This window comes from Streptomyces indicus (assembly GCF_900100315.1).
Classification (GTDB): Bacteria; Actinomycetota; Actinomycetes; order Streptomycetales; family Streptomycetaceae; genus Streptomyces; species Streptomyces indicus.
The window spans coordinates 102,540-127,367 of sequence record NZ_FNFF01000008.1; the positions used below are offsets into that span (position 1 = coordinate 102,540).

At 71.3% G+C, this 24,828-nt stretch carries 23 protein-coding genes and 1 pseudogene; 6 read left to right on the forward strand and 18 right to left on the reverse strand.

The window, feature by feature from the left end:
* Positions 1-26 precede the first annotated feature (26 nt).
* From BLT97_RS20640 to BLT97_RS20670, 7 genes and pseudogenes are all read right to left on the reverse strand, one after another.
* Positions 27-419: pseudogene (locus BLT97_RS20640) on the reverse strand (aminotransferase class I/II-fold pyridoxal phosphate-dependent enzyme); the annotation flags it as partial.
* A 62-nt stretch (positions 420-481) separates the two neighbouring features.
* Positions 482-1,504, reverse strand: a complete 1,023-nt coding sequence (fbaA, locus tag BLT97_RS20645) for a class II fructose-bisphosphate aldolase (RefSeq protein ID WP_093612418.1) — start codon at positions 1,502-1,504, stop codon at positions 482-484.
* Between the two features lie 189 nt (positions 1,505-1,693).
* Positions 1,694-2,242 (reverse strand): orotate phosphoribosyltransferase, encoded by a 549-nt coding sequence (gene pyrE, locus BLT97_RS20650; protein WP_093612420.1) that lies wholly within the window; start codon positions 2,240-2,242, stop codon positions 1,694-1,696.
* A 34-nt stretch (positions 2,243-2,276) separates the two neighbouring features.
* Positions 2,277-3,074, reverse strand: coding sequence for an aldose epimerase family protein (locus BLT97_RS20655; RefSeq protein WP_093612422.1), 798 nt, complete (start codon positions 3,072-3,074; stop codon positions 2,277-2,279).
* Positions 3,075-3,168: 94 nt separating this feature from the next.
* On the reverse strand, positions 3,169-4,155 hold the full coding sequence (locus tag BLT97_RS20660) for an SRPBCC domain-containing protein (RefSeq protein WP_093612424.1): 987 nt from the start codon (positions 4,153-4,155) through the stop codon (positions 3,169-3,171).
* Positions 4,156-4,258: 103 nt separating this feature from the next.
* Positions 4,259-5,866, reverse strand: a complete 1,608-nt coding sequence (locus BLT97_RS20665; RefSeq protein ID WP_093612426.1) for a polyamine aminopropyltransferase — start codon at positions 5,864-5,866, stop codon at positions 4,259-4,261.
* A gap of 148 nt (positions 5,867-6,014) precedes the next feature.
* A complete protein-coding gene (locus BLT97_RS20670; protein ID WP_093612428.1) occupies positions 6,015-6,542 on the reverse strand; it encodes a DUF2617 family protein in 528 nt (175 codons plus the stop codon).
* Between the two features lie 832 nt (positions 6,543-7,374).
* Here BLT97_RS20670 and BLT97_RS20680 point away from each other — a divergent pair.
* Positions 7,375-8,577, forward strand: a complete 1,203-nt coding sequence (locus BLT97_RS20680; RefSeq protein WP_176953845.1) for a pyridoxal phosphate-dependent aminotransferase — start codon at positions 7,375-7,377, stop codon at positions 8,575-8,577.
* Positions 8,578-8,641: 64 nt separating this feature from the next.
* Positions 8,642-9,838, forward strand: coding sequence for a hypothetical protein (locus BLT97_RS20685; protein WP_342742757.1), 1,197 nt, complete (start codon positions 8,642-8,644; stop codon positions 9,836-9,838).
* A 28-nt stretch (positions 9,839-9,866) separates the two neighbouring features.
* On the opposite strand, the gene BLT97_RS20690 is transcribed toward BLT97_RS20685, so the two are convergent.
* Positions 9,867-10,409 (reverse strand): type III secretion system chaperone family protein, encoded by a 543-nt coding sequence (locus tag BLT97_RS20690; protein ID WP_093612432.1) that lies wholly within the window; start codon positions 10,407-10,409, stop codon positions 9,867-9,869.
* Positions 10,410-10,597: 188 nt separating this feature from the next.
* The gene (clpB, locus tag BLT97_RS20695) at positions 10,598-13,189 is read right to left on the reverse strand and encodes an ATP-dependent chaperone ClpB (RefSeq protein ID WP_093612434.1); all 2,592 of its coding nucleotides are present in this window, start codon (positions 13,187-13,189) and stop codon (positions 10,598-10,600) included.
* A 186-nt stretch (positions 13,190-13,375) separates the two neighbouring features.
* Here clpB and BLT97_RS20700 point away from each other — a divergent pair, with 186 nt between their 5' ends.
* On the forward strand, positions 13,376-13,780 hold the full coding sequence (locus tag BLT97_RS20700; RefSeq protein WP_093612436.1) for a pyridoxamine 5'-phosphate oxidase family protein: 405 nt from the start codon (positions 13,376-13,378) through the stop codon (positions 13,778-13,780).
* Positions 13,777-14,346, forward strand: coding sequence for an O-methyltransferase (locus BLT97_RS20705; RefSeq protein ID WP_093612438.1), 570 nt, complete (start codon positions 13,777-13,779; stop codon positions 14,344-14,346). The genes BLT97_RS20700 and BLT97_RS20705 overlap by 4 nt, the downstream gene beginning before the upstream one ends.
* A gap of 106 nt (positions 14,347-14,452) precedes the next feature.
* On the opposite strand, the gene BLT97_RS20710 is transcribed toward BLT97_RS20705, so the two are convergent.
* Together BLT97_RS20710 and BLT97_RS20715 are read right to left on the reverse strand one after the other, a co-directional pair.
* Positions 14,453-14,788: a Rieske (2Fe-2S) protein gene (locus tag BLT97_RS20710; RefSeq protein ID WP_093612440.1), complete on the reverse strand. Its 336-nt coding sequence runs from the start codon at positions 14,786-14,788 to the stop codon at positions 14,453-14,455.
* A complete protein-coding gene (locus tag BLT97_RS20715) occupies positions 14,785-15,033 on the reverse strand; it encodes a hypothetical protein (RefSeq protein WP_093612442.1) in 249 nt (82 codons plus the stop codon). Before BLT97_RS20715 ends, BLT97_RS20710 begins: the two co-directional genes overlap by 4 nt.
* A 127-nt stretch (positions 15,034-15,160) precedes the next feature.
* On the opposite strand from BLT97_RS20715, the gene BLT97_RS20720 reads away from it, so the two are divergent.
* Positions 15,161-16,144 carry a helix-turn-helix transcriptional regulator gene (locus BLT97_RS20720; protein WP_176953846.1) on the forward strand — a complete coding sequence of 328 codons (984 nt, stop codon included), beginning with the start codon at positions 15,161-15,163 and terminating at the stop codon, positions 16,142-16,144.
* A gap of 22 nt (positions 16,145-16,166) precedes the next feature.
* On the opposite strand, the gene BLT97_RS20725 is transcribed toward BLT97_RS20720, so the two are convergent.
* Positions 16,167-17,093 (reverse strand): helix-turn-helix transcriptional regulator, encoded by a 927-nt coding sequence (locus BLT97_RS20725; protein ID WP_342742758.1) that lies wholly within the window; start codon positions 17,091-17,093, stop codon positions 16,167-16,169.
* Positions 17,094-17,534: 441 nt separating this feature from the next.
* Between BLT97_RS20725 and BLT97_RS20730 the strand changes: the two genes are divergently transcribed.
* The gene (locus BLT97_RS20730; RefSeq protein WP_093612447.1) at positions 17,535-18,278 is read left to right on the forward strand and encodes a sporulation protein; all 744 of its coding nucleotides are present in this window, start codon (positions 17,535-17,537) and stop codon (positions 18,276-18,278) included.
* 97 nt (positions 18,279-18,375) lie between these two features.
* Here BLT97_RS20730 and BLT97_RS20735 read toward each other — a convergent pair whose 3' ends face one another.
* The 6 genes from BLT97_RS20735 to BLT97_RS20760 all read right to left on the reverse strand — a co-directional run bounded on the left by BLT97_RS20735 (position 18,376) and on the right by BLT97_RS20760 (position 24,778).
* Complete coding sequence (locus BLT97_RS20735) at positions 18,376-18,822, reverse strand: heat shock protein transcriptional repressor HspR (protein ID WP_093612449.1); 447 nt, start codon at positions 18,820-18,822, stop codon at positions 18,376-18,378.
* Between the two features lie 5 nt (positions 18,823-18,827).
* Positions 18,828-20,009, reverse strand: coding sequence for a molecular chaperone DnaJ (dnaJ, locus tag BLT97_RS20740; protein WP_093612451.1), 1,182 nt, complete (start codon positions 20,007-20,009; stop codon positions 18,828-18,830).
* A gap of 39 nt (positions 20,010-20,048) precedes the next feature.
* Positions 20,049-20,729, reverse strand: a complete 681-nt coding sequence (grpE, locus tag BLT97_RS20745) for a nucleotide exchange factor GrpE (RefSeq protein ID WP_093612453.1) — start codon at positions 20,727-20,729, stop codon at positions 20,049-20,051.
* Complete coding sequence (gene dnaK, locus BLT97_RS20750) at positions 20,726-22,582, reverse strand: molecular chaperone DnaK (RefSeq protein WP_093612455.1); 1,857 nt, start codon at positions 22,580-22,582, stop codon at positions 20,726-20,728. The genes grpE and dnaK overlap by 4 nt, the downstream gene beginning before the upstream one ends.
* Positions 22,583-22,674: 92 nt before the next feature.
* Positions 22,675-23,238 (reverse strand): arsenate reductase/protein-tyrosine-phosphatase family protein, encoded by a 564-nt coding sequence (locus tag BLT97_RS20755; RefSeq protein WP_093612457.1) that lies wholly within the window; start codon positions 23,236-23,238, stop codon positions 22,675-22,677.
* A 49-nt stretch (positions 23,239-23,287) separates the two neighbouring features.
* Positions 23,288-24,778 (reverse strand): tyrosine-protein kinase domain-containing protein, encoded by a 1,491-nt coding sequence (locus tag BLT97_RS20760; RefSeq protein ID WP_093612459.1) that lies wholly within the window; start codon positions 24,776-24,778, stop codon positions 23,288-23,290.
* Positions 24,779-24,828: the final 50 nt, after the last annotated feature.

Consider the following 24,828-nt stretch of genomic DNA (forward strand, 5'->3'; position numbering starts at 1 on the left):
CGTCCGGCCCTTCTTCTGTCAGGCAGTCAGGCGGTCAGCCGCCGCACCGCACGGACCAGCGCGTCCGCCCCCGCCTTGGCCCGCGGACAGCCCACGTTGAGCCGGACGAAACCCGGCGCGCCGTACGCACCGCCCGGCATGATCGCGACCTTCTCCCTCTCGATGAGCTCGCGCCGCAACGGCTCGTCCTCGTGGATCCCGAGGGGACGCAGATCGATCCAAGCGAGGTAACCGGCCTGCGGCGGCTGCCAGTCGAGGCCCACCGCGCTCAGCCTCCCGGCGACCATCCGCAGATTCCCCCGGACGTATCCGCACAGCTCGTTCAGCCAGCCCTCGCCATCGCGGTACGCGGCGATGTGCCCGACGAGCGACAGGACGGCCGCGACGCCGTGCTCCGCGCACAGCCCCTGGTCCGCCTCCGACCAGGCGAAAGGCCCGAGTTCCGCAACGGAACCCGGGCCCAACCCTGGACTGGTGACGCTTACTTCAGCTTGGTGCCCGCCGAGCGCAGCGCCTTGCAGGCCTCGACCACGCGGCCGGCCATGCCGGCCTCGGCCAGCTTGCCCCAGGTGCGCGGGTCGTAGGTCTTCTTGGAGCCGACCTCGCCGTCGACCTTCAGGACGCCGTCGTAGTTCTTGAACATGTGGTCGGCGACCGGGCGCGAGAACGCGTACTGGGTGTCGGTGTCGAGGTTCTGCTTCACGACGCCGTACTCCAGGGCGGTGTGGATCTCCTCGAGCGTGGAGCCCGAGCCGCCGTGGAAGACGAAGTCGAACGGGGAGGTCTTGCCGTACTTGGCGCCGACGCCCTCCTGCAGCTCCTTGAGCAGCTCGGGCTTGAGGACGACGTTGCCCGGCTTGTAGACGCCGTGCACGTTGCCGAACGAGGCGGCCAGCAGGTAGCGGCCCTTCTCACCCAGGCCCAGGGCCTCGGCGGTGCGGATCGCGTCGTCGACGGTGGTGTACAGCTCGTCGTTGATCTCGTGGCTGACGCCGTCCTCCTCGCCGCCGGTCGGGGTGATCTCGACCTCGAGGATGATCTTCGCGGCGGCGGCCTTGGCGAGCAGCTCCTGGCCGATGGCCAGGTTGTCGGCGAGGGTCTCGGCCGAGCCGTCCCACATGTGGGACTGGAACAGCGGGTTCTCACCGCGGGCCACGCGCTCGGCGGAGATGTCGAGCAGCGGGCGGACGTAGGTGTCCAGCTTGTCCTTGGGGCAGTGGTCGGTGTGCAGCGCGACGGTGATGTCGTACTTCTTGGCGACGACGTGCGCGAACTCGGCGAGGGCGACCGCGCCGGTGACCATGTCCTTGTTGTGCTGGCCGCCCAGGAACTCGGCGCCACCGGTGGACATCTGGATGATGCCGTCGCTCTCCGCCTCCGCGAAGCCGCGCAGGGCAGCGTGCAGCGTCTGCGAGGAGGTCACGTTGATGGCCGGGTAGGCGAACTTGCCTGCCTTCGCCCGGTCGAGCATCTCGTTGTAGACCTCGGGGGTTGCGATGGGCATCTGTCCGCTCCTTGATGTACGCGGTGTCGGTTTGCTCGGCGCCCTGGCTGGTGTCCGCCGGGCCCCTCACAGAGGGGATGACGTCATCGTCGCCCCTATCTTTCCAGACTTGCGGGATTGCTCCAGTCCACGGGGGAACGCAGAACGGGGGACCTGAGTCCCCCGTCCGACCAGCCCTTGGTCCCGCGCTCAGTCGAGGCCGAGCTCGTCCTTGCCGTAGGCGAAGAGGTACGGCACCCCGGCGCCGTCCTGGATCTTCTCGGCGGCGCCCGTGGCGCGGTCCACGATGGTGGCCACGGCCACGACCTCGGCGCCGGCCTCCCGTACGGCCTCGACGGCCGTCAGCGGGGAGCCGCCGGTGGTGGAGGTGTCCTCGACCACGAGCACCCGGCGGCCCTTGATGTCCGGGCCCTCGACGCGGCGCTGGAGCCCGTGCGCCTTGGCGGCCTTGCGGACCACGAAGGCGTCCAGCTTCTGCCCGCGCGCGGCGGCGGCGTGCAGCATCGCGCCGGCCACCGGGTCGGCGCCCATGGTCAGGCCGCCGACGGCGTCGAAGTCGAGGTCCTTCGTCAGGTCGAGCAGCACCTGGCCGACCAGCGGGGCGGCCTCGCCGTCGAGGGTGATCCGGCGGAGGTCGATGTAGTAGTCGGCCTCGATCCCGGAGGAAAGCGTCACCTTGCCGTGCACGACGGCCTTGTCCTTGATCTGCTGCAGCAGCTCGCCGCGTACGTCACTCATGGGCTCAGGGTATCGGGGCGCCCGCCGGGGCCGGTCAGAGCCGGCGCCAGCTCCACGTGGTGGACGCCTCCAGCGGATCGATCGGCGTGACCAGGCGCGGGTGGGTGTTCAGGCCGTTCGGCGGCCCGGTCTGGGGCTCCACGCACACCCCTTCCGGCTGGTGGTCGTAGACGACGACCCACTGCTCACGGCTGGCGACCTTGAGCTCCAGCTCCCCGGCCCACGTCACCGTGACGTCCACCCCGTCCGGCATTCCGAAGCAGTCGTCCCAGGGGCTCGGCTGCGGGTCGATGCGCTTGCCGGTGGGCAGGTAGTTCTCGCCGCGCTCCTCCTGCCAGGCCGCGTCGAAGGCGATCTCCGCCTCGGCGCCGCCCTCGCGCAGGGTGCGCCTGAACCACGGGTGCCAGCCGATCTGCGCGGGGAAGGACTCCCCGTACGTCTCGATCCCCATCGTGATCGTGACGCTGTCCTCGGCCAGCGCGAAGATCTGCGTGACACGGCCGTCCCACGGCCAGGGGTCGGTCAGGTCGTACGTGAAGACGGCCTCGGTCGCCGAGGAGCGCACCGGGGTCCAGGCCTGGTCGCGCACGGTGCCGTGGATGGCGTGCGGCGGATCGGTGATCGGGAGCTGGTAGGTCTGGCCGCCGCTGAGGAAGCGCCCGTTCTCGGTGCGCCCGCACCACGGGACCATCGGGAAACTGCCGTAGTGGTCGCCCTGCCGCAGCACTTCGGTGCCGTCGATCCGCAGCGAGCCGATCCGGCAGCCGTTGCCGCCCTGCACGGTGAGCTCCGCGCCGCCCGCAACCAGCGTGATGTCGTCCTTAGTCGTCACACCTTCGACCCTAGACCCGTGCCGCGGCGCCCGACTACTCGCGGCGGCACAGTGCCCGTACGGCCGCTCCCTGCCGCCCGCTACCTGCCGTCTGCTACCTGCGGCGGCGCAGCACCCGGCCCACGACGATGGCCGAGGCCACGACCAGCGCGGCCGCCGGGGCCACCCAGCGCAGGGTGTCCGACGCGGTGCCGCTGTCGGGTGCGGGCACGGGGGCGTAGCGGCCGCGGGGCGGAGCGTGGTCCACCTCTTCGGCGCTGCGGCCGATCATCGTGCGCCGGGCGTGCGCGGCCTCGGTGGGCAGCTCGCCGAACACCTCGTCCACCTCGTCGGCGAGCTGCTCGTCGTAGCCGCGGTCGAGGGAGGGCGGGGGGACCTCGGTGTCGAAGACGGAGGTGGGCTCTTCGGGCGCCTCGGGCACGTCCTCTTCCGGGGCGGCTTCGGCTTCGGGGCGCGCTTCAGCTTCGGCTTCGGCTTGCGCGTCCGCCGCGGCCTCCGCTTCCGCCTTCTCCCCGGCCGCCGGCTCGATCCCCGGAGCCTCCGCGGGCTCCGCCTCCGGCGCGACCACCGGCTCCGTCTCGACGGAGGCCTCAGTCCCCACGGACGGCTCCGTCTCCGCGGCCGCCTCCGATTCCGCGACCGCCTCCGGCGCGCGCGGCGTCGCGGCCACCTCGCCGAGACGCTCGGCGAACCGCGTCAGGAGCCGGCGGGCCGCCGACTCCACCGCCGCGTCCTCCGCCTCCGCGGCCCGCCCGTCGGCCTTGGCGCCGCCGCTGAACGCCAGCGTCGTACCGCCTTCGGCCGCCACCAGGCGCAATTTCAGGGCCAGTTGTACGGAGCCGGAGCCCCGCGCCTCGGCGGCCTCGCCCTCGATCGCGTACGCACCACCGCGCGCGGCGACCTTCGCGGAGCCGCGGTAGGTGATGGTGTGGCCGCCGATCCGTACCTTCAGGCGGCCTTCGAGCGGCTCGCCGTCGGCCGCGCGCTGCAGGCCGGGGACGCTCCGGGCGACTCTTTCGGGGTCCCCCAGGGCGCGCCGCAGTTCGGCTTCGGGCACCGGGACGAACACCTCAAGCTCCATGCCTCGCGAGCCTACCGGCGTGGTTCGCGCGGGGGCAGTGGTTCTGGGCGTTCGGGTGCGGGACCTCCCCACAGCCCCCGCACCCGTGCATACGCCCGCCCGCTCAGAACCGCGGATGCACCAGCGTCGAGGGCCCCACCGCCACCCGGGTCCGCTGCACCGCCCGCGCCCCCGCCCGCAGCGCCGGCTCACTCAGGGAGCGGTAGCGGCGCCCGGGGTCGAGGGCGAGGGACGGTTTCGTATGGCCGGCGAGCACGAATCCCCAGTCGCGCGGCTGATGCGGCCCGGCGGCCCCGCGGTCGGGTCCGGCCGCGAACCCGGCGAGCCGGCCGCCCGCGCTGTACGGCACGGTCGCCAGGCCCGCCGCCCGTACGCTCGCGTCCACCGTCCAGAACGCCCGCGGGCGCGTACTCGCCGAACCCGCGTGCACCACGAACCGGCCCTCCGGCGCGAGCAGCCGCCCCGCCAGGCCGAAGAACTCCTGCGAGTAGAGCTTGGTCGAGGCCGTGATCCCGGGGTCCGGGAGGTCGGAGACCACCACGTCGTACACCGGCCCCGGTGCCGTACGCAGCCACTGGAAGGCGTCCGCGTGCACCACCCGCACCCGCGGGTCGGCGAACGCGTCCCGGTTCAGGGCGACCAGCGCGGGGTCGCGGCGAGCCAGGTCCACGACGGCCGCGTCGAGTTCGACCACGTCCACGCGGCGCACCCCGGGATGCCTGAGCACCTCCCGCAGCGCGAGGCCGTCCCCGCCCCCGAGCACCAGCACCCGGCGGTGCGCCCGCGTCATCGCCGGCTGGACCAGGGCCTCGTGGTAGCGGTGCTCGTCGCGGCCGCTGACCCGCAGCCGGCCGTCGAGGAAGAGGTCGAGCGGTCCGGTGGGCGGGCCGGTGAGGACCACCTCCTGCACGTCCGTCTGCATCGCCACCCGCACGTCCGGCCCGTACACCGCACGCCGCGCCGCCCGTTCGAAGTCGTCGACGAGGACGGCCGCGGCGGCGAGCAGCGCGAGCACCGTGACATTGGCGAGCACGAGGAGGCGGCGGCTGCGGCGGCTCAGGTCGCCGCGGAAGAGGCCGAGCACCAGGGCGCCGCCCGCCACCGCGTTCACCGCGCCGGTGAGCAGCGCGCCGGTCAACTGCCCGAACAGCGGCAGCAGAAGGAAGGGGAAGGCGAGCCCGCCGACCAGCGCCCCCACGTAGTCGGCGGCGAACAGATCGGCGACCGCGCCGCCCGCGTCCTGCCGCCGGATCCGCTGGATCAGTGTCATCAGCAAGGGGACTTCGGCCCCGATCAGCACACCGATCGCCAGCGAGAACGCCACGAGCAGGGCGCGCGCCTCGCCGCCCCAGACGAACCCCGCGTACAGCGCCATCGCGCTGAGTCCGCCGACCAGCGCGAGCACCGCCTCGACCATGCCGAACCCGGCGGCGGGACGGCAGCTCAGCCGCTTCGCGGCCAGCGATCCGACGCCCATCGCGAAGACCATCACGGACAGGACGACGGAGGCCTGGGTGACGGAGTCGCCGATCAAGTACGAGCCGAGGGCGACCAGTTCGAGCTCGTAGACGAGTCCGCAGGCCGCGCAGACGAAGACGCCGAGCAGCACCAGGAACCGGCCGGTACGCGCGGACACCGGCAGCCCTGCGCGGGCGGCCGGCTCGCGCGGCGGGGGCACGCCGGGAGGTGCGGACACGGGCGGTTCGATCACGCTCCGAACGCTACGTCACGACCCGTGGACAGCCTGTCACCCACAAGGCTTAACTCGCCGGTTCGAGGGTTGAGCGGCCGTTCCCCGGTCTCGCGCGCGGCCCACCGCGACCGCGCGCCGGTCGCCGCGCATCGTTCTCCGCGCCGGCTCAGACCACCGCGGGCTGCCGGACCCCGACCCGGGTGCGGGTGGCGACCAACTGCCCCTCCTGCGGATACGCGTGCCACGTGCGCCAGTGCACCTGGGCGGGGTTGTCCGGGTGACGCTGGACGAGCATCGCGGTGAACGCGTGCGGGCTGCCCGGGAAGACGCCCGCGAGCCCGTTGGGATGGTCGGAGACCAGCGCGAGCAGCTCCTGCGCGCGGCCCGCGAACGAGCCGCGCGAGAGGGTCTCGACGCGGGCGGCGAACTCGTACTCCCAGTCGCCCACCCGTTTGGCGACCCCCAGCGGCAGCGGTGTGCTGCTGCCCGGCATGCAGGCCACGGTCTCCGAACAGGTGCCCTCCTCCTGGTCGAGGAGCACCTGGTGCGAGGCGCCGAGCAGGCGCAACTGCACCTTGGCGTCCCCCAGTTCGAGGTCGAGCACCGACAACGCCGGCAACGGCTCACGGCCGAGCGCCCAGGCGAGGTCGGTGGCGCGCGTGTCGGTGTAGGTGGTCTGGAGGGTCGTGAGCATGGGTCGGCTCCGCAAACACGCAGTGGGAAGTGGGGCGGACCTGGCACTTGGGCTTGGCTCTGGCGGTCCGGGCTGCGTCAACAGGTGAAGGGAATCATGAAGGGGAGCGCCGCCACAGCGTTTTTACCCAACTTCGTGGGGTTTCCATCCCCCCGAGGGCCCCACAGTTCAACTGTTCTCCACACTTCAACAAGCAGGTGCCCGGCGGGTGTTCTGCCCCGCCGGGCACCTGGGTGTGACGACTATGCCGGATGCATTCCCCCTGGCAGATGCCACGTCCGGACCGCCGCCCCGTGCCGGCGGCCCGTCCCGTGCGTCAACTGCCCGGTGTCAGTGGCCCGTCCTGTGCATCAGCTGCCCCGTGTCAGCCGTTGCACCGCGGCCCGCGACCCGGTCAGCTGCCTCCGCCGCATCCCCCGCGACCCGGTCAGCTGCCTCCGCCGCATCCCCCGCCGCCACATCCCCCGCCGCCGCCGCACGACGACGACCCGCCGCAGCCCCCGCTGCCCCCGCTGCTCCCGCCCGAACCGGCCCAGCCACTGCGCCGGCGCCGCTTCGGCCTGCCGCCGCCCGACTGCGCGCCGATGGTGCCGATCACCACGAGCGCGAAGAGCACGACACCTACCGCGATGACAATCCCCATGGAGATCACCCCCGCCTTCCGTCCCCCGAAGCGGCGATCCCGCTTCTTGTGTGCGAGGGGGATGCCCCCGGCCACCCGCGGCCAAAGCGGAGTTGAGGAACTTCAGAGGTTTCCGGCCCGCGTACGGCAGCGGCAGCCGGGCCCGGGCCGCCGCCCCGGCCTTGAGCACCCGCCCCCGCACAGCGCAGGATGTCCGCCATGACCCCACCCGCACCCCGCCCCCACCTCAACGCCCACCTCGCCGAGTTCGGGACCACGATCTTCGCCGAGATGTCCGCCCTCGCCGTGCGGACCGGCGCGATCAACCTGGGCCAGGGCTTCCCGGACACGGACGGCCCCGAGGAGGTGCGCGAGGCCGCGGTGCGCGCGCTGCGCGACGGCCGCGGCAACCAGTACCCACCGGGGCCCGGGGTGCCCGAACTGCGCCTCGCGATCGCCGCGCATCAGCGGACGCGGTACGGGCTGACGTACGACCCGGACCGCGAGGTGCTCGTGACGGCCGGCGCGACCGAGGCGATCGCCGCCTCGCTGCTCGCCCTGGTGGCGCCCGGTGACGAGGTGGTGGCCCTGGAGCCGTACTACGACTCGTACGCCGCCTCGATCGCCATGGCCGGCGGCCGGCGCGTGCCCGTCACGCTGCGCCCGGACCCGGCGGGCGGCCCGGACAGCCGCGGCTTCCGGCTCGACCTGGACGAGCTGCGCGACGCGGTCACCGACCGGACCCGCCTGATCCTCCTGAACACCCCGCACAACCCCACCGGCACGGTCCTCACCCGCGCCGAACTCACCGCGATCGCCGAACTCGCCGTGGAGCGCGACCTGCTGGTCGTCACCGACGAGGTCTACGAGCACCTCGTGTTCGACGGCGAACACATCCCGATCGCCTCACTGCCGGGCATGCGCGAGCGCACGGTCACGATCTCCTCGGCCGGCAAGACCCTGTCGTTCACGGGCTGGAAGGTCGGCTGGATCACCGCCACACCCGAACTGGTCACGGCCGTGCGCACCGCCAAGCAGTTCCTCACGTACGTCTCGTCGGGACCGTTCCAGTACGCGATCGCCGAGGGCCTCACACTGCCCGAGTCGTACTTCGCCGGCCTGCGCGAGGAGTTGCGCGCCAAGCGCGACCTGCTCGCGGCCGGCCTCGCCGACGCCGGCTTCACGGTCCACCGGCCCGCCGGCACGTACTTCATCACCACTGACATCACCCCGCTCGGCGCCGCCGACGGCATCGACTTCTGCCTCGCCCTGCCCGAGCGCTGCGGGGTCGTGGCCATTCCGACCTCCGTCTTCTACGACGACAAGGAGGCCGGCCGCTCCCTCGTGCGTTTCGCGTTCTGCAAGAGGACGGAGGTCCTCGAGGAGGCCGTCCAGCGGCTGAAGTCCTGGTAACGGATTGGTACGTGTGCGGTCGCGTCCGCGCGGACAAAAGGGGTGAAGCGCGCATCGTACGCGTGTGACTGACACCCTTGCCCGGCCCGCGCGGACCGCACGGGCGCCGCGGGCCGCCTGGTCGCGGGGCCGCGCGGGGAGCCGGATCGGGCGGCTGCCCGCCCCCCTCCTCGCCCTCGGCCTGTTCGCCGCCGCGCGGTGTGCCGGGATCCTCGTGCTCGCGGCCGTCGCGCGGCGCACCGGGCAGGACACGTTCGGGCTGCTCGGGACCTCGTGGGACGCGCGGTGGTACGTGGGGATCGCGGCCCACGGGTACGGGCGCACCCTGCACTTCGGGCCCGAGGTCACCCAGAGCGACCTGGCCTTCTTCCCGCTCTTCCCGGGGCTCGTGCGGGCGGTCACGGCCGTGCTGCCGGTGAGCGGTCCGGCCGCAGGGCTGCTCGTGGCCTGGACGGCGGCGGCCCTCGCGGCGTACGGGATCTTCGTGCTCGGCGCGCACCTGTACGGGCGGCGCACCGCCACCCTTCTCGTGCTGCTGTGGGGGCTGCTGCCGCACTCGGTCGTGCTGTCGATGGCGTACACCGAGCCGGTGCTCACCGCCTGTGCGGTCTGGGCGCTGTACGCGCTGCTGACCGGGCATCCGGTGGTCGCGGGTGCGCTGGCCGCGCTCGCGGGCCTGGCCCGGCCCAACGGGTTCGCGGTGGCCGCGGCGGTGATCGTGGTGGCCGCGGTGGAGACCGTACGGGGAAGAGGCAGCCGCGCGCTGTGGGCGGGGGCGCTGCTCGCGCCCGCCGGGTGGTGTGCGTATGTGCTGTGGGTGGGGCGGCGGCAGGGCGATCTGTTCGGCGGGTACTTCGGTGTGCAGGACGGCTGGGGCTCGCACTTCGACCTGGGCCGCGCCTCGCTGGCCTTCGCCAAGAGGATGCTGCTCACCGGCGACCGGTTCGTGTTCGCCGCGGCGCTGGTGATCGTGGCCGCCGGGGTGCTGCTCTTCGCGCTGCTCCTCGCCGACCGGGCGCCGCTCGCGCTCGTGGTCTACAGCGGGGTGCTGCTCCTGGTGGTGGTCGGCGGCTCGGGCTTCTTCGAGTCCAAGGCGCGCTTCCTGCTGCCGGCCTTCCCGCTCCTGATCCCGCTCGCCCGCGCCCTGGCCCGTACGACGCGAGCCCGGCCGTGGCACGCGGGCGTGGTGCTCGCGTCCCTGGCCGGGCTCTCGCTCGGGTACGGGGCCTATCTCGTGGCCGTGGCCCGGATGCCGCTCTAGGCCCGTATGCCCCTGAGGACCTCGGGGCTCAGCCCTCGTCCTCGGGCTTCTCCGCCGAGTCGACGTCCTCGACGAGGCCGAGGTGCTCGACCAGCCAGCGGTCGAACTCGATGGCGGCGCGCACCCAGCTGACCGTGGAGGACACGAAGTGCTCCAGGAGCACGCCGGTGCCGATCAGGGTCTGGGCCTCACCGATGAGGCGGACGGTCGCGGTGCCGTCCTCGTCCTCGTGGGTGTGGGTGTAGACCTTGGGCCACAGGGTGCGGCGGTTCCAGTCGTCGATCGCGTCGAGGATCTGGGCCTTGGACTCCATGGCGTGCGGACGGTCGTAGAACGTACGGACCGAGAAGACCGCCTGGTCCTCCTCGCCGCGGAACATGAAGTAGGTGCGGAACTCCTCCCACGGCGCGACGAGGTCACCCTCTTCGTCCACGCCGTACTTGAGCTCCATCTGGTCCAGGAGCTGCTTGACGAGGTCCTGGTCGGGGACGACGGCGCCCGCCGGTCCTTGGGCCTGCTGAGGCTTGGGCTGGCCCCCGAAGTTCGGAATCGAGGACGGGTCGATGCTCACCGTGTATTTCCCTTCGTACGGATTGGCCCATCCTCCCCCATGCCGGGCGGGGCTTGTAAAGGCCCGCCCCGGGCGGGTCCGGGGGTTCCGCTGCGGGCTGACACGATCGGGCCGCGGCGGCCCGGGCCTCGTGCCGGCGGCCGGTCCAGGCGCGCTGCCCGGACCGGCCGCCGTACGACCACGCGTGCTTACTGCGCCGGACCGACCAGCAGGCCGTCCCCGGCCACGTCCACCCGCACCGTGTCCCCGTCCTTGACCTCGCCCGCGAGGATCTCCTTCGCGAGGCGGTCGCCGACGGCGGTCTGGATGAGGCGGCGCAGGGGGCGGGCGCCGTACGCCGGATCGTTGCCCTCGTCGGCCAGCCACGCGAGCGCGGCCGGGGTGACGTCGAGGGTGAGCTGCCGCTCGGCCAGACGCTTGGCGAGGCGGCCGATCTGCAGCTCGGCGATGTGCGCCAGCTCGTCCTTGGTGAGGGCCGAGAAGACCACCAGGTCGTCCAGCCGGTTCAGGAACTCCGGCTTGAAGGAGGCCCGGACGACCTCCAGGACCTGCTGCTTCTTCTCCTCCTCGCTCGTCATCGGCTCGACCAGGTACTGGCTGCCGAGGTTCGAGGTGAGGATCAGGATCGTGTTGCGGAAGTCGACCGTGCGGCCCTGCCCGTCGGTCAGGCGTCCGTCGTCGAGCACCTGGAGGAGGATGTCGAAGACCTCCGGGTGCGCCTTCTCGACCTCGTCGAGCAGCACGACGGAGTACGGACGGCGGCGCACCGCCTCGGTCAGCTGGCCGCCCTCCTCGTATCCGACGTAGCCGGGAGGCGCGCCGACGAGCCGGGCGACGCTGTGCTTCTCGCTGTACTCCGACATGTCGATACGGACCATCGCCCGCTCGTCGTCGAAGAGGAAGTCGGCGAGCGCCTTGGCGAGCTCGGTCTTGCCGACACCCGTCGGGCCGAGGAAGAGGAACGATCCGGTGGGCCGGTCGGGGTCGGCGATGCCGGCGCGCGTACGCCGTACCGCGTCCGACACCGCCTGCACGGCCTCGGTCTGCCCGATGAGCCGCTTGCCCAGCTCGCTCTCCATGCGCAGCAGCTTCTGCGTCTCGCCTTCGAGCAGCCGGCCTGCCGGGATGCCGGTCCAGGAGCCGACCACGTCCGCGATGTCGTCCGGGCCGACCTCCTCCTTGACCATGGTGTCCTTGTCCTGCGACACCTCCTGCTCGACCTCGGAGGCCTCGGCAAGCTCCCGCTCCAGGGTGGGGATCTCCCCGTACAGGAGCTTGGAGGCGGTGTCGAAGTCGCCGTCGCGCTGGGCCCGTTCGGCCTGGCCGCGCAGCGCGTCCAGCTTCTCCTTGAGCTCACCGACGCGGTTGAGGGAGGTCTTCTCCTTCTCCCAGCGTGCGGTCAGACCGCGCAGCTCCTCCTCCTTGTCGGCGAGGTCGCGGCGCAGCTTCTCCAGGCGCTGCTGCGAGGCGGGGTCCGTCTCACGGCTGAGCGCCAGCTCCTCCATCTTCAACCGGTCGACGGCGCGCTGGAGTTCGTCGATCTCCACGGGCGAGGAGTCGATCTCCATACGGAGCCGGGACGCGGCCTCGTCGACGAGGTCGATGGCCTTGTCGGGCAGGAAGCGCGAGGTGATGTAGCGGTCGGAGAGGGTGGCGGCGGCGACCAGCGCGGAGTCGGCGATGACGACCTTGTGGTGGGCCTCGTACCGGCCCTTGAGTCCGCGCAGGATCGCGATGGTGTCCTCGACGGACGGCTCGGCGACCAGGACCTGCTGGAAGCGGCGCTCCAGGGCGGGGTCCTTCTCGATGCGCTCGCGGTACTCGTCGAGGGTGGTCGCGCCGACCATACGCAGCTCGCCGCGCGCGAGCATCGGCTTCAGCATGTTGCCGGCGTCCATGGCGGAGTCCCCGCCGGCGCCCGCGCCCACGACGGTGTGCAGCTCGTCGATGAACGTGATGATCTGCCCGTCGCTCTCCTTGATCTCGGAGAGCACGGTCTTGAGCCGCTCCTCGAACTCACCGCGGTACTTGGCACCCGCGACCATCGCCCCCAGGTCGAGGCTGACCAGCCGCTTGTCCCGGAGGCTCTCCGGCACATCGCCCTTCACGATCCGCTGGGCGAGCCCTTCGACCACGGCGGTCTTGCCGACGCCGGGCTCACCGATGAGCACGGGGTTGTTCTTCGTACGGCGGCTCAGCACCTGCACCACGCGCCGGATCTCCTGATCCCGCCCGATGACAGGGTCGAGCTTGCCCTCGCGGGCGGCGGCGGTGAAATCGGTCCCGAACTTCTCCAGGGCCTTGTACGAGCCCTCGGGATCGGCGGTGGTCACGCGGCGGGTACCCCTCGTCTTCTGGAACGCGTCGAGCAGGCGCTTGGCGGTGGCGCCCTCCTTGGCGAGCACCTGTCCCGCCTGACCGCCCTTCTCGGCGATCCCGATCAGCAGATGCTCGGTCGACAGATACTCGTCGCCGAGCTCCTTGGCCTGCTTCGAGGCCTCGGCGACCACGGCGAGCATCTCGCGGTTGGGCTGCGGGGGCGAGACGGTGGACCCCGTCACGCTCGGCAGGCTCGCGAGGACGCGCTCGGCCCCGGCCCGTACGGCGGCCTGATCCGCGTCCACCGCCGCCAGCAGATCGGTGATGTTCTCGTTGTCCTGACCCTCGAGCAGCGCGAGCAGCAAGTGCGCGGGGGTCAGATCGGGGTGTCCGGCGGACACGGCGCGGCTGCTCGCCGCATTGATCGCGTCCCGGCTCCTGTTGGTCAGCTCGGCGTCCACGTGTGGCTTCTCCTCCTGTTACGTGGGGGTCTTCGGACTCTGACCCTTCCAACGTACACAAAGTTGAGTCTATTCCACTCAAGATGGCGGGAACAGGCCGCCCTTCTCCTTTGCGGCCCCTCGCGGGCCACTCCTACGGGCACCCGGATCCGGCGCCGTCATGCCCGTGCCTTAGGTTCCGGACCTATGGCCTTCGACCCGCGCACCCCGGACCCCGCCTACTTCAGCTTCTGGCGGGAGCGGCACATGTGCACCCTGACGACCCTCCGGCCCGACGGCAGCCCGCACGTGGTGCCGGTCGGCGCCACGTACGACCCGGACGCCGGGGTCGCCCGCGTGATCACCAACAAGACCAGCACCAAGGTCGCCAACATCCTGGCGGCGGGCCCGGACGGGGCCAGGGTGGCGCTCTGCCAGGTCGACGGCGGCCGCTGGGCCACACTGGAGGGCCTGGCGCACATCCGCACGGACGAGGCACAGATAGCGGACGCGGTCCGCCGCTACGCGGAGCGCTACACCCGCACCCCGGCCCCGAACCCGGACCGCGTCCTCATCGAGATCGCGCTGTCCCGGGCGATGGGGCGGGCGTGACAAGGCAGCGCCCGGTCCCCGAGACCGTCACAGCGGCGGAACGCTTCGCCGCCGCGTCTGGCTTCACGAAGAGCTGCTCGCGCGAGGTCGGCCGCCTCTTGGCTGCGACCGCCGCAGCGAAGCCGCACGGTGTCGTCGCGGAGAGCGGAACGGGAGCGGGTGTGGGCACCGCCTGGCTGCACAGCGGTCTCGGCCCGGCGGCCCGGCTGGTCACGGTGGAACGGGATACTCCGCTGGCCACCCGCGCCGATGACGCCTTCGCGGACGATCCGCGCGTGCGGGTGCTCGCCGGCGACTGGCGACTTCTCGTCCCGTACGCGCCCTTCGACGTCTTCTTCTGCGACGGCGGCGGGAAACGCGACGACCCCGAGGCGGTCGTCGGCCTGCTCGCCCCCGGCGGAATTCTGGTTCTGGACGACTTCACGCCGTCGGCCGACTGGCCGCCGCGCTTCCAGGGAGAGGTGGACGAACTGCGCCTGTTCTACCTGACGCACCCGGCGCTGACCGCGACGGAGGTCCTGACGTCACCGGGCGCGTCGGCGGTGGTCGCCGTCCGCATGGCCTGATCAATCCCCCGGCACGGAAAACACAGCGGCGCCACCGTGTTCAGGTCCACGGTGACGCCGCTGCGGGGGGAAGCGCCTGAGCGATGTTTGACGACGGGGGATCGCGTCAGGCACTGCGGGGGGTGGCGGGGATGGTTTCAGGGTCGACCAGCGGCTCCACCAACTGGTGGTCGCGCTGATCGAGATTCACGAAGATCATTCCGTAGCGCACCGCACACCGCACGGGCTGCGGCGCGCCACGGGGCCGGCGCAGGCACCGGAAGGCCCGGACGTCGTCGTCCTCCGCGTCGCGCACGACCACCACGGGCTCTCCGAACAGGGTGACCATCAGCGAGTCGCCAGGGCGGGGGATGGCCGTGACGAGATCGATGAAGTGCCAGCCGGAGCGGTAGGCGGTGGCCATTTCGCGGCGGAAGGTTCGGTCGTCCGGAGGGGTCGTCATGCCACGGCCCCCGAGGGCTTCCAGATCGGGTCCTTCACCGCGTCGGTGGTGGGACTCTTCCAGATGGGATCCAGTGCGACGCTCTGCCAGATCGGGTCTTCAGCAGCAGTGGTGGCGGCCCTTTGCCAGATCGGGTCCGCAACGACTGCGGCGGGCGCAGACTGCTCCATCTGGCCGACGACGCCCACGGCAGCTGCCGCGGCAAAGGCAAGAGCAAGTACCGAGCGAACCATTCTCTTGGACATGGGCGGCTTCGACCTCACTTGATTGCTTCGATTCCCCCGCGGTCAAGACAATGGCTGAGTCTTTGCGCTTCCACTACCGGCTACGTGCATCATGTTCCTGAATTGCAGGAGCCTGGGGGGTGTTCAAATGCAGACATATGATGACGAAAAAGGGCACCCTCATGGCCATCAGGAACTGTGCGAGGACGGAGCGCGCCTGTACGCAAGTGCCCTGCGCACCGGCCGAATAGCCCGGTCCGAGATAGGGCCGGCTCCCTGCCTGATCGATCTGGCCCTGCTGCATCCGGATCCGGATGACGCGGAATGGCTCCGCCCGGTTCCGCCGACCGCTGTGCTGGCTCAACTTCTCATGCCGCTGGAGCAGGAGATCCAGGACCGCAGACGCCAGACGGTCGAACTGAGCAGCGCCTTTGAGCCGTTCATGCAGATCAGTGCGCAAGACCCTCCCACAACGCACGCCATCACCGTGCTGGAGGGGTACAGCCGCATCGACGCCTCCCTCAGCCGCGCCACCGCCGGCTGCTCGCAGGAACTGCTCACGCTGCAGCCGGGCGGCGGGCGTTCCGCCGACATTCTCAGCCAGGCACTCGTGCGGGTCCGCCCCCTGCTCGACCGGGGGGTGCGCGTCCGGACGCTGTACCAGCACACGGCCCGCCACAGTCAGGGCATCCAGGCGTACTTGGAGCAGGCGGGGCCGGGCGGCATGGAGATCCGCACTCTGGAGCAGCTGATCGACCGCCTGATCGTCATCGACCGAAAGGTCGCGTACATCCCGGCGGAGAACGATCGCGAGATCGCCCTCGAACTGCGCCACCCCGGCCTGGTCGGCTATCTGACCAGCGTCTTCGAGCAGTTCTGGAACAGCGCGGTCCCGCTGGGCGAGCACCTTCCCACAGACCGCACGCCCGAAGGCGTCACCGGTGTCCAGCGGTCCATCGCCCAACTGCTCGTCGAAGGCCACGTGGACGAGGCGATAGCGCGACGGCTCGGGATGAACGTCCGCACCTGCCGCGGCCACATCGCCAAGCTCTCCGCCACGCTCGGCAGCGGCAGCCGCGCCCAACTCGGCTATCTCATCGCCCAGTCGGGGATTCTGGAACAGGGCCACTGAACGCACGCCGCGCCACCGCGCCTCAGCGCGGCGGGCGGTCGAGTCCGGCCTGCGCGATCCGCACCCCGAGCTGTGCGCGCGTCGCACAGCCCAGGGCTTCGGACAGCCGCCGGATGTGATGACGGCACGTCCGGACGTTGATACCGAGCCGCTCGGCGATGACCGCGTCGGTGTGTCCGTCCGCGAGCAGGGCGGCGATCACGTGCTCGCGCCGGCTGATCCCGTCGACCCCGCCCCCGGTGGGCAGCGGGTTGCCCAGCGGCACAGCGAGGTGCCAGAAACGGTCGAAGACCGTCACCAGGAACTCCACCATCGCGGGAGCCCGGACTTCCAGGGCGACCGACCGGTCCGCACTCGCGGGGACGAAGGCCACGGTACGGTCGAAGATCAGCAGGCGCTCGACCACCTCGTCGAGCGTCCGCACCTCCACGGAGCCCTGGAGTTGCTCGAGGTACGACTGCAAACCCTGCCCGTGCCGCGCCACATGCGTGTACAGACTGAGCATGCGCACTCCGTTGCTGCGCATGTGCAGCGCCCTGGGCAGCGCGTTCGACAGGTCCCTCTCCGAGCGGATGCCCGACGGCTGCATGGCGCGCATCTCGGTGGTGCACACGGCGGTCGCCTCGTCGATGGCCCGGTTGATCCGGGGGCGGCCCTCCAGCACCCTCAGCGTCTCGTTCGCAGCCGCAACTCCCGGAGTCGGTGCGGCGAAGCGCTCGGCCATCGAGGCCACCAGTCCCGCCCGCCGACGCACCGCGGACAGCTCCGACTCGATGCCGCGCATGAGCTGGGACACCACCTGCCCCGGGTTCGTCGGCACGAGCCACTGCGTGTCGGCGGGATCCGGGTGCAGCAGACCCAACTCGAGCAGGCAGGCGGCGGGTTCGGCCTCCGCGCGGCTGATCCTGCCGGCTGCCAGCGAGGCCCCGTAGACCCGCTCACCCGCCACACAAAGATCATCCGCACCATGCCGATGCGCATCCGCTCCGGCCACCGTCGTACCCCCAAGTCCACCGGCTCCCGGCATTATCCAAGGACCCGCAGACCCCAGTCAGCGGAAACCGGCAAGGTTCCCCGCCGGGGTCCGTCACATCGCAGGCGGCGGGCCGGCGCGGACGGCCCCATTCCGCCATCAACACGCCGAGATCGGGACGCTGTACGGGATGTTCGGCGCCGGGCTCAGCAGGGAGGCACAACGCACCGTCCGCACAACGCAGTTGACAGGCCCCGCAGGGGGCCGGGTGGACCCGCGGGCCGGCCCCGGGTTCTGTGACGAAGCAGTGATGAAGTGAGGGGGAAGCGGTGACGTCCGGACTCTCGCCCTCTGACCGATTGATCGTCTAAGGTGCGGCAAGCAGTACTTGATCAACGTATTGGGGGGTAACACCGCATGGCTTTCCGCAAGTTGCTCAGCTCCCTCGGCATCAATGCGCCCGAGGTGCAGACCGTTCTCGACAGCCACATCGCCCGCCCGGGCGAGCAGCTGACCGCGACCGTCGCCGTGCGCGGCGGCGGCGCCGACGTCGAGGTCGAGAAGTTCACGGTCGAGCTGATCGTCCGCTTCGAGGCCCGCGACGGGCAGGAGGAGAAGTACCTCAACGCCATCGCCACGCACGCCTTCGAGGCCCCGTTCACGCTGCGTGCCGGGGAGACGCGCACGGAGAAGGTGGCCTTCGACCTGCCGCTGGAGATGCCGCTTACGCACGCGCTCGGCCGCGAGATCCGAGGCACCTACAGTGCCCTGCGCACCGAGCTCGCCATCGACAAGTCGGTGGACAAGGGCGACCTCGACCCGGTCGAGATCCACGCCCTGCCCGCCCAGGACGCCGTCCTGAAGGTCATGGAGGAGCTCGGCTTCGTCCTCGACGAGGCCGAGGTCAAGCCGGGCAAGGCGCGCACCACGGTGCAGGCCGCCGACTGGTGGCAGGAGATCGAGCTGAAGTTCCCGGCCGAGTACGAGCGCGACACCCTCGAACTCGCCCTGATCGCCCGCGAGTCGGAGCTCGACTTCAACGCCGGCGGCGCGGAGCGCCTGACGCTGCCGAACGCTCTGACGGCCGACCACGCGGCCCTGAAGGCCCGGATCGACGCGCACCTTCGCGAGCGGTTCAGCGCCGGCGCCAAGCTCGGCTAGCCGTCACCGGCCGGCCGCTTCCGGCTGAGCGGCTCAGGACGTACGAGGGCCCCTTCCCGAAGTCGGGAAGGGGCCCTCGTACAACGGAACAACTCGCTCAGTCCGTCGGCTTCTTCGGCCGCCAGACCACCAGCGCCGAGGTCTGCTGGACCTCCTGGTACGGCACGAGGTCGCGGCGGTACGAGGCGTGCACCGCCGCTTCACGTTGCTGCATCGTGGCGGCGGCTCCCTCCAGCGCGGCGGAGAGCTCGGCCACGCGGGCCTGGAGCGCGGCGACCTGGTTCTCCAGCTCGATGATGCGCTTGATGCCGGCCAGGTTGATGCCCTCGTCCTGCGACAACTGCTGCACCTGGCGCAGCAGTTCGATGTCGCGGGCCGAGTAGCGGCGACCGCGCCCGGCCGTGCGGTCCGGGGAGACCAGGCCGAGGCGGTCGTACTGCCTCAGGGTCTGCGGGTGCAGGCCGGACAGCTGCGCCGCCACCGAGATGACGTAGACCGGTGTCTCGTCGGTCAGTTCGTACGGATTGCGTCGACGGCCGTCCATGCGCCTCAAGCTCCCTTCGCGGCCTGGAACAGTTCTGCCCGCGGATCCTCGCCCTCAGTCGCCTTGCGGTACGACTCGAGGGCCTCACGGGCGGCGTCGGTCAGTTCGGTCGGTACGGCGACTTCCACCGTGACGAGGAGATCGCCGCGCGTGCCGTCCTTGCGGACCGCACCCTTCCCGCGGGCGCGCATGGTGCGGCCGTTGGGCGTGCCCGGGGGCAGCTTCAGCTTGACCGGCGGCCCGCCCAGGGTCGGGACCCTGATCTCGCCGCCGAGCGTCGCCTCGGTGAAGGACACCGGGACGGTCACCGTGAGGTTGTCGTCCCTGCGGCCGAACACCGGGTGCTTGTCCACGTGCACGACCACGTACAAGTCGCCCGCGGGACCGCCCCGTTCACCGGGTGCGCCCTTGCCGCGCAGCCGGATCCGCTGGCCGTCCGAGACGCCCGCCGGGATCCGTACCTGCATGGTGCGCGAGGACTTGGCGCGTCCGGAACCCTTGCAGACCTCGCAGGGGTCCTGGGCGATGAGGCCGCGGCCCTTGCAGTCCACGCAGGGGTCGGTCAGCGAGAACCCGCCGCCGCCACCCCGCGAGACCTGGCCGGTGCCGACGCAGGTCGGGCACACGCGCGGCGTGCCGTTCTTGTCGCCGGTGCCCGAACAGGCCTTGCAGGGCTGCTGGGAGGACATGCGGAGGGGAACGGTCGCGCCGTCCACCGCCTCGGTGAAGGAGAGCGTCACCTCGGACTCGATGTCTTGGCCGCGGCGCGGCTGGGTGCGGGTGCCCGCCCCCGTGCCGCCCCGGTTGAACAGGCCGCCGAACACATCGCCCAGGCCGCCCCCGAAGGTGCCGCCCGAGGTGCCCTGCGCCCCGCCTCCGAAGAGGTCGCCGAGGTCGAAGTTGAAGGAGCCGGTGCCGCCCGCGCCCGGTCCGGCACGGAAGCCTCCGTTGCCGAACAGGGCGCGCGCCTCGTCGTACTCCTTGCGCTTCTTCGGGTCGCCGAGGACGTCGTTCGCCTCGGAGATCTCCTTGAAGCGCTCCTCCGCCTTGGCATTGCCCTTGTTGGCGTCCGGGTGGAACTCGCGCGCGAGCTTCCGGTACGCCTTCTTGATCTCGGCCTCGGTGGCGTCCTTGGGGACGCCGAGGACCTTGTAGTAGTCCTTCTCGATGAAGTCCTTGGTGCTCATCCCCGGCGTCCCTCCTCACGTATGCCGATGGTGATCGCGTCAGCCCTCGTCCGGGCCACCGCTCTCCTTGTTGTCCTCGGAGGCCGGCTCGTCCGAGGCCGAAGCCTGAGCCGGAGTCTCCTTGACGGTCTGCGCGCCCGGCTGCGGCTCGGCGACCGCCACCCGCGCGGGGCGGATGGTGCGCTCGCCGATGCGATACCCGGGCTGCAGGATCGCGACGCACGTCGTCTCGGTGACGTCCGGCGCATAGCTGTGCATCAGGGCCTCGTGGATCGTCGGGTCGAAGGGCTCGCCCTCCTTGCCGAACTGCTGCAGGCCCATCTTCGCGGCGACCGTCTCCAGGGATTCGGCCACCGACTTGAACCCGCCCACCAGCTCGCCGTGTTCACGGGCGCGGCCGATGTCGTCGAGTACCGGGAGCAGCTCGGTCAGGAGGTTCGCGACGGCGATCTCCTTGACCGTGACCCGGTCACGCTCCACGCGGCGGCGGTAGTTCTGGTACTCGGCCTGCAGGCGCTGGACGTCCGCGGTGCGCTCGTTGAGCGCGGTACGGGCCTGGTCCAGCTGGGCCGTGAGAGCCACGGTCGCGTCTCCGGCCGGGGCCGCCCCCTCCTTCTCAGGAGTGGGGGCGGCCTTCGACTCGGCGGCCTCGGGTGCGCTGCCTTCGGAGACGTCGGCGGGCTCGTTCTGCTCGTCGAACCCGGGGGTCTCCTCCGTCACGCGGCACCGTCCTTCGGCTTCTCGTCGTCGACGATCTCGGCGTCGACGACGTCGTCGTCAGCGGCCTTGGCGTCGCCCGGCTGGTCCTGCGGGGCCTCGCCGCCGGCGGCCTGCGCGGCCTGGGCGTCGGCGTACATGGCCTGGCCCAGCTTCTGCGCGACGACCTGGACCTTCTCGGTCGCGGTGCGGATCGCGGCCGAGTCCTCGCCCTTGAGCGATTCCTTCAGCTCGTTGACCGCTTCCTCGACCTCGGTCTTGACCTCGCCGGGGACCTTGTCCTCGTTGTCCTTGAGGAACTTCTCCGTCTGGTAGACCAGCTGCTCGCCCTGGTTGCGGGACTCGGCGGCCTCCTTGCGGCGGGCGTCCTCGTCCGCGTACTGCTCGGCCTCCTGGCGCATGCGGTCGACCTCGTCCTTCGGCAGCGAGGAGCCGCCGGTGACGGTCATCTTCTGCTCCTTGCCCGTGCCCAGGTCCTTCGCGGTCACGTGCATGATGCCGTTGGCGTCGATGTCGAAGGAGACCTCGATCTGCGGGACGCCGCGGGGCGCCGGCGGCAGACCGGTCAGCTCGAACATCCCGAGCTTCTTGTTGTACGCCGCGATCTCGCGCTCGCCCTGGTAGACCTGGATCTGCACGGACGGCTGGTTGTCCTCGGCCGTCGTGAAGATCTCGGACCGCTTGGTCGGGATCGTGGTGTTGCGCTCGATGAGCTTGGTCATGATGCCGCCCTTGGTCTCGATGCCGAGGGACAGCGGGGTCACGTCGAGGAGCAGGACGTCCTTGACCTCACCCTTGAGGACACCGGCCTGGAGGGCGGCGCCGATGGCGACGACCTCGTCCGGGTTCACACCCTTGTTGGCGTCCTTGCCACCGGTCAGCTCCTTGACGAGCTCGGCGACGGCGGGCATACGGGTCGAGCCGCCGACGAGGACCACGTGGTCGATCTCGGACAGCTGGATGCCGGCGTCCTTGATGACGTTGTGGAACGGCGTCTTGCAGCGCTCCAGAAGGTCGGACGTGAGCTGCTGGAACTGGGCGCGCGTGAGCTTCTCGTCCAGGTGCAGCGGGCCCTCGGCGGAGGCCGTGATGTAGGGCAGGTTGATCGTGGTCTCGGTGGACGAGGACAGCTCGATCTTCGCCTTCTCGGCGGCCTCGCGCAGGCGCTGGAGCGCCATCTTGTCCTTGCTGAGGTCCACACCGTGACCGTTGTTGAACTGCTTCACCAGGTAGTCGACGACGCGCTGGTCCCAGTCGTCACCACCGAGGTGGTTGTCACCGTTGGTGGCCTTCACCTCGACGACGCCGTCGCCGATCTCGAGCAGCGAGACGTCGAAGGTGCCGCCACCGAGGTCGAAGACGAGAATGGTCTGGTCGTCCTTGTCGAGACCGTAGGCCAGGGCGGCGGCCGTCGGCTCGTTGACAATACGCAGGACGTTCAGGCCCGCGATCTCGCCGGCCTCCTTCGTCGCCTGACGCTCGGAGTCGTTGAAGTACGCGGGCACGGTGATGACCGCGTCCGTGACCTTCTCGCCCAGGTAGGCCTCGGCGTCCCGCTTCAGCTTCTGCAGCACGAAGGCGCTGATCTGCTGCGGGTTGAAGTTCTTGTCGTCGATCGAGATCTTCCAGTCGGTGCCCATGTGGCGCTTCACCGAGCGGATGGTCCGGTCCACGTTGGTGACGGCCTGCCGCTTGGCGACCTCACCGACGAGCACCTCGCCGTTCTTCGCGAAGGCGACGACGGACGGCGTGGTCCTGGCGCCCTCGGCGTTGGTGATGACGGTGGGCTCGCCGCCTTCAAGAACGCTGACGACAGAGTTAGTCGTGCCCAGGTCGATGCCGACCGCACGTGCCATTTCGAATCCTCCATACGACTTGAGTGGAACTGACTCAAGGATGACACGGCAGTCGGGCTAACGCAACAGACCTGAGTTACCCCGACTCAACTTTATTGTGCGCTTATATCGCGTACGGCGCCTCTCGCGTACCCCGCGCCCAGCACGCCACACAGCTGCTCCACGGCCTCGTCGAGCTCCGCGGCGCAGGCCAGGAGCACGTCGTAGCCCTTCGCCCACGGATCCTCGAACCCGTCGGCCCGCGCGGGCGGCGCGAGCACCCGGCCGCGCTCGGCCGCCACCCGCGCGACGATCTCCGGCGGGGCCGGGGGATCCCCCTGAAGCCCACGCGCGAGCCGCAGGAATTCCTTGAGCGTGAAGCAGCGCCGCATCGCCACGGGCTCCAGGCGTACGGCCGCCTCCCGGTGCTCGCGCTCCATGCCGAGCACGAGATCCGCGCCGGCCACCAGGTCCGCGGTGAGCGGGCGCGAGGCGAAGCCCTCGGCCGAGCCGCCGAACCGGATCAGGACCGACCGCGTCGCGGCGTCCATGCCCGTCACGTGCCGCGCCTCGGTCCCGGCGCTGGACACGGTCAGCTCCGGGGCGCGCCGGGCGAGCAGACACTCGGCCAGGACGGACCGGTGGACGTTGCCCGTGCAGACGAACAGCACTCTCATCCGCGCGTCCCCGGGGCACCGTGACCGGCGCCCGCGCCCCCGCGCACCGTCACTTGTCCCCCGCGAGATACGCGAGGGCCACGTCGGCGCGCTCCCTGATGGTCCGCGGCGTGGGCATCCGGTGCCGCCCCGCGGAGGCCGCCGGCTCGCCGTAACTCCCGTAGGAGCCGTACCCCTTGGCCTTGCCCGCGGGCATCATCGAGAAGACCGCACCGAGCGTGCGCACCCCCACCGTGCGCAGCGACTCGGCCGCGGCCCTGACCTCGTCGCGGGAGGTCTTCGCGGCCCGTACGACGAGCAGCGTGCCGTCGGCGAACGGGGCGAGGCCGACCGTGTCGGCCACGGGCAGCAGCGGGGCGCTGTCGACGATCACCGCCTCGTAGCGGTCGGCGAGTTCGGCGAGCAGCTCGCCCATGCGCGTGGAGGCGAGCAGTTCGGCCGGGTTCGGCGGCAGGGCGCCGCCCGTCAGGACCGCGAGGCCGCCGGGCCCCTGCTGCATCACGTCGTCCAGGCCGGCCCGCCCGATCAGCACGGTGGTCAGACCCGCGTCCTGCACCAGGCCGAAGGTCTTCGCGACGCAGGGGCGGCGCAGGTCCGCGTCCACGAGGCAGGTGGACACCCCGGCCTCGACCAGGGCGAGCGCCAGGTTCGCGGAGGTGTTGGTCTTGCCCTCGCCCGGCAGCGAGCTGGTCACGACGAGCACCTTGGGCGGATCGTCGACCCGCGCGAACTGGAGGTTGGTGCGCAGCCTGCGGAAGGCCTCGGCGCGCGCCGAGTGGCCCGCGTCCGTGTTGGCCAGCGGGTGCTGCGGCGCCTGCTTGTCGAAGGGGATGGCGCCGAGCACGGGGTGCCCGGTGAGTTCGGCCAGCGCGGTCTGGCTCTTGAGGGTGGTGTCGAGCACTTCGAGCAGCACGAGCAGCGCCGCCGCGCCGAGCAGTCCGCCGAGCAGTCCCGCGGCCAGGTTGAGCATCGCGTTGGGCGATACCGGGGCCGTGGGCACGGTCGCGTGCTCGGTGATGCCCAGGCGTACGGGCGCCTCGGGGGCGGGGGACACCGGCGCGCCCCCGGCGGCGCGCGCAGGGGCCGCCGTGACGCTGCGCGGGCTCTCCAGCTTCTCGACGACCACGGCGAACTGGCCGGCGACCGCGTTCGCGGTGGCCGCCGCGCGCTCGGCGTCCGTGTCGGTCACCGCGATGTTGATGAGCACGGTGTTGAGCGGTGCCTGCGCCGTGATCCGCCCGGCGAGCTCCCGCGGCGCGGTGTCCAGCCGGAGCCGGCGCACGACCGGCTCGGTGACCTGGTCGGTCGCGACGATCGCGGCGTACGACTGGACCCTGGCCTGGGAGAAGTTCTGGCCCTGGTTGAGCTGGGCGGAGTCGCCGTCCGCGTGCCGCGTGGCGACGAACAGCTGCGTACGGGCCTCGTAGACGGGTGTCGCGACGGCGGTCGCGGCCCAGCCGGCCGCGACGCCGAGGACGACGACCGTGACGGCGACCGGCCACCGTCTCGCGACGATCTTCAGAAATCCGCGGAGATCCACGGCGTGCTCCTTGCAGGTGGGGGGAGGAGGCGCTGAGCGGGTCGTGGGGA

Coding starts and splice junctions, on each gene's coding strand:
- fbaA (WP_093612418.1), bottom strand. CDS start 1,504: ATGCCCATCGCAACCCCCGAGGTCTACAACGAGATGCTCGACCGGGCG.
- pyrE (WP_093612420.1), bottom strand. CDS start 2,242: ATGAGTGACGTACGCGGCGAGCTGCTGCAGCAGATCAAGGACAAGGCC.
- BLT97_RS20660 (WP_093612424.1), bottom strand. CDS start 4,155: ATGGAGCTTGAGGTGTTCGTCCCGGTGCCCGAAGCCGAACTGCGGCGC.
- BLT97_RS20670 (WP_093612428.1), bottom strand. CDS start 6,542: ATGCTCACGACCCTCCAGACCACCTACACCGACACGCGCGCCACCGAC.
- BLT97_RS20680 (WP_176953845.1), top strand. CDS start 7,375: ATGTCCGCCATGACCCCACCCGCACCCCGCCCCCACCTCAACGCCCAC.
- BLT97_RS20700 (WP_093612436.1), top strand. CDS start 13,376: ATGGCCTTCGACCCGCGCACCCCGGACCCCGCCTACTTCAGCTTCTGG.
- BLT97_RS20710 (WP_093612440.1), bottom strand. CDS start 14,788: ATGACGACCCCTCCGGACGACCGAACCTTCCGCCGCGAAATGGCCACC.
- BLT97_RS20715 (WP_093612442.1), bottom strand. CDS start 15,033: ATGTCCAAGAGAATGGTTCGCTCGGTACTTGCTCTTGCCTTTGCCGCG.
- BLT97_RS20720 (WP_176953846.1), top strand. CDS start 15,161: ATGCAGACATATGATGACGAAAAAGGGCACCCTCATGGCCATCAGGAA.
- BLT97_RS20730 (WP_093612447.1), top strand. CDS start 17,535: ATGGCTTTCCGCAAGTTGCTCAGCTCCCTCGGCATCAATGCGCCCGAG.
- BLT97_RS20735 (WP_093612449.1), bottom strand. CDS start 18,822: ATGGACGGCCGTCGACGCAATCCGTACGAACTGACCGACGAGACACCG.
- dnaJ (WP_093612451.1), bottom strand. CDS start 20,009: ATGAGCACCAAGGACTTCATCGAGAAGGACTACTACAAGGTCCTCGGC.
- dnaK (WP_093612455.1), bottom strand. CDS start 22,582: ATGGCACGTGCGGTCGGCATCGACCTGGGCACGACTAACTCTGTCGTC.
- BLT97_RS20755 (WP_093612457.1), bottom strand. CDS start 23,238: ATGAGAGTGCTGTTCGTCTGCACGGGCAACGTCCACCGGTCCGTCCTG.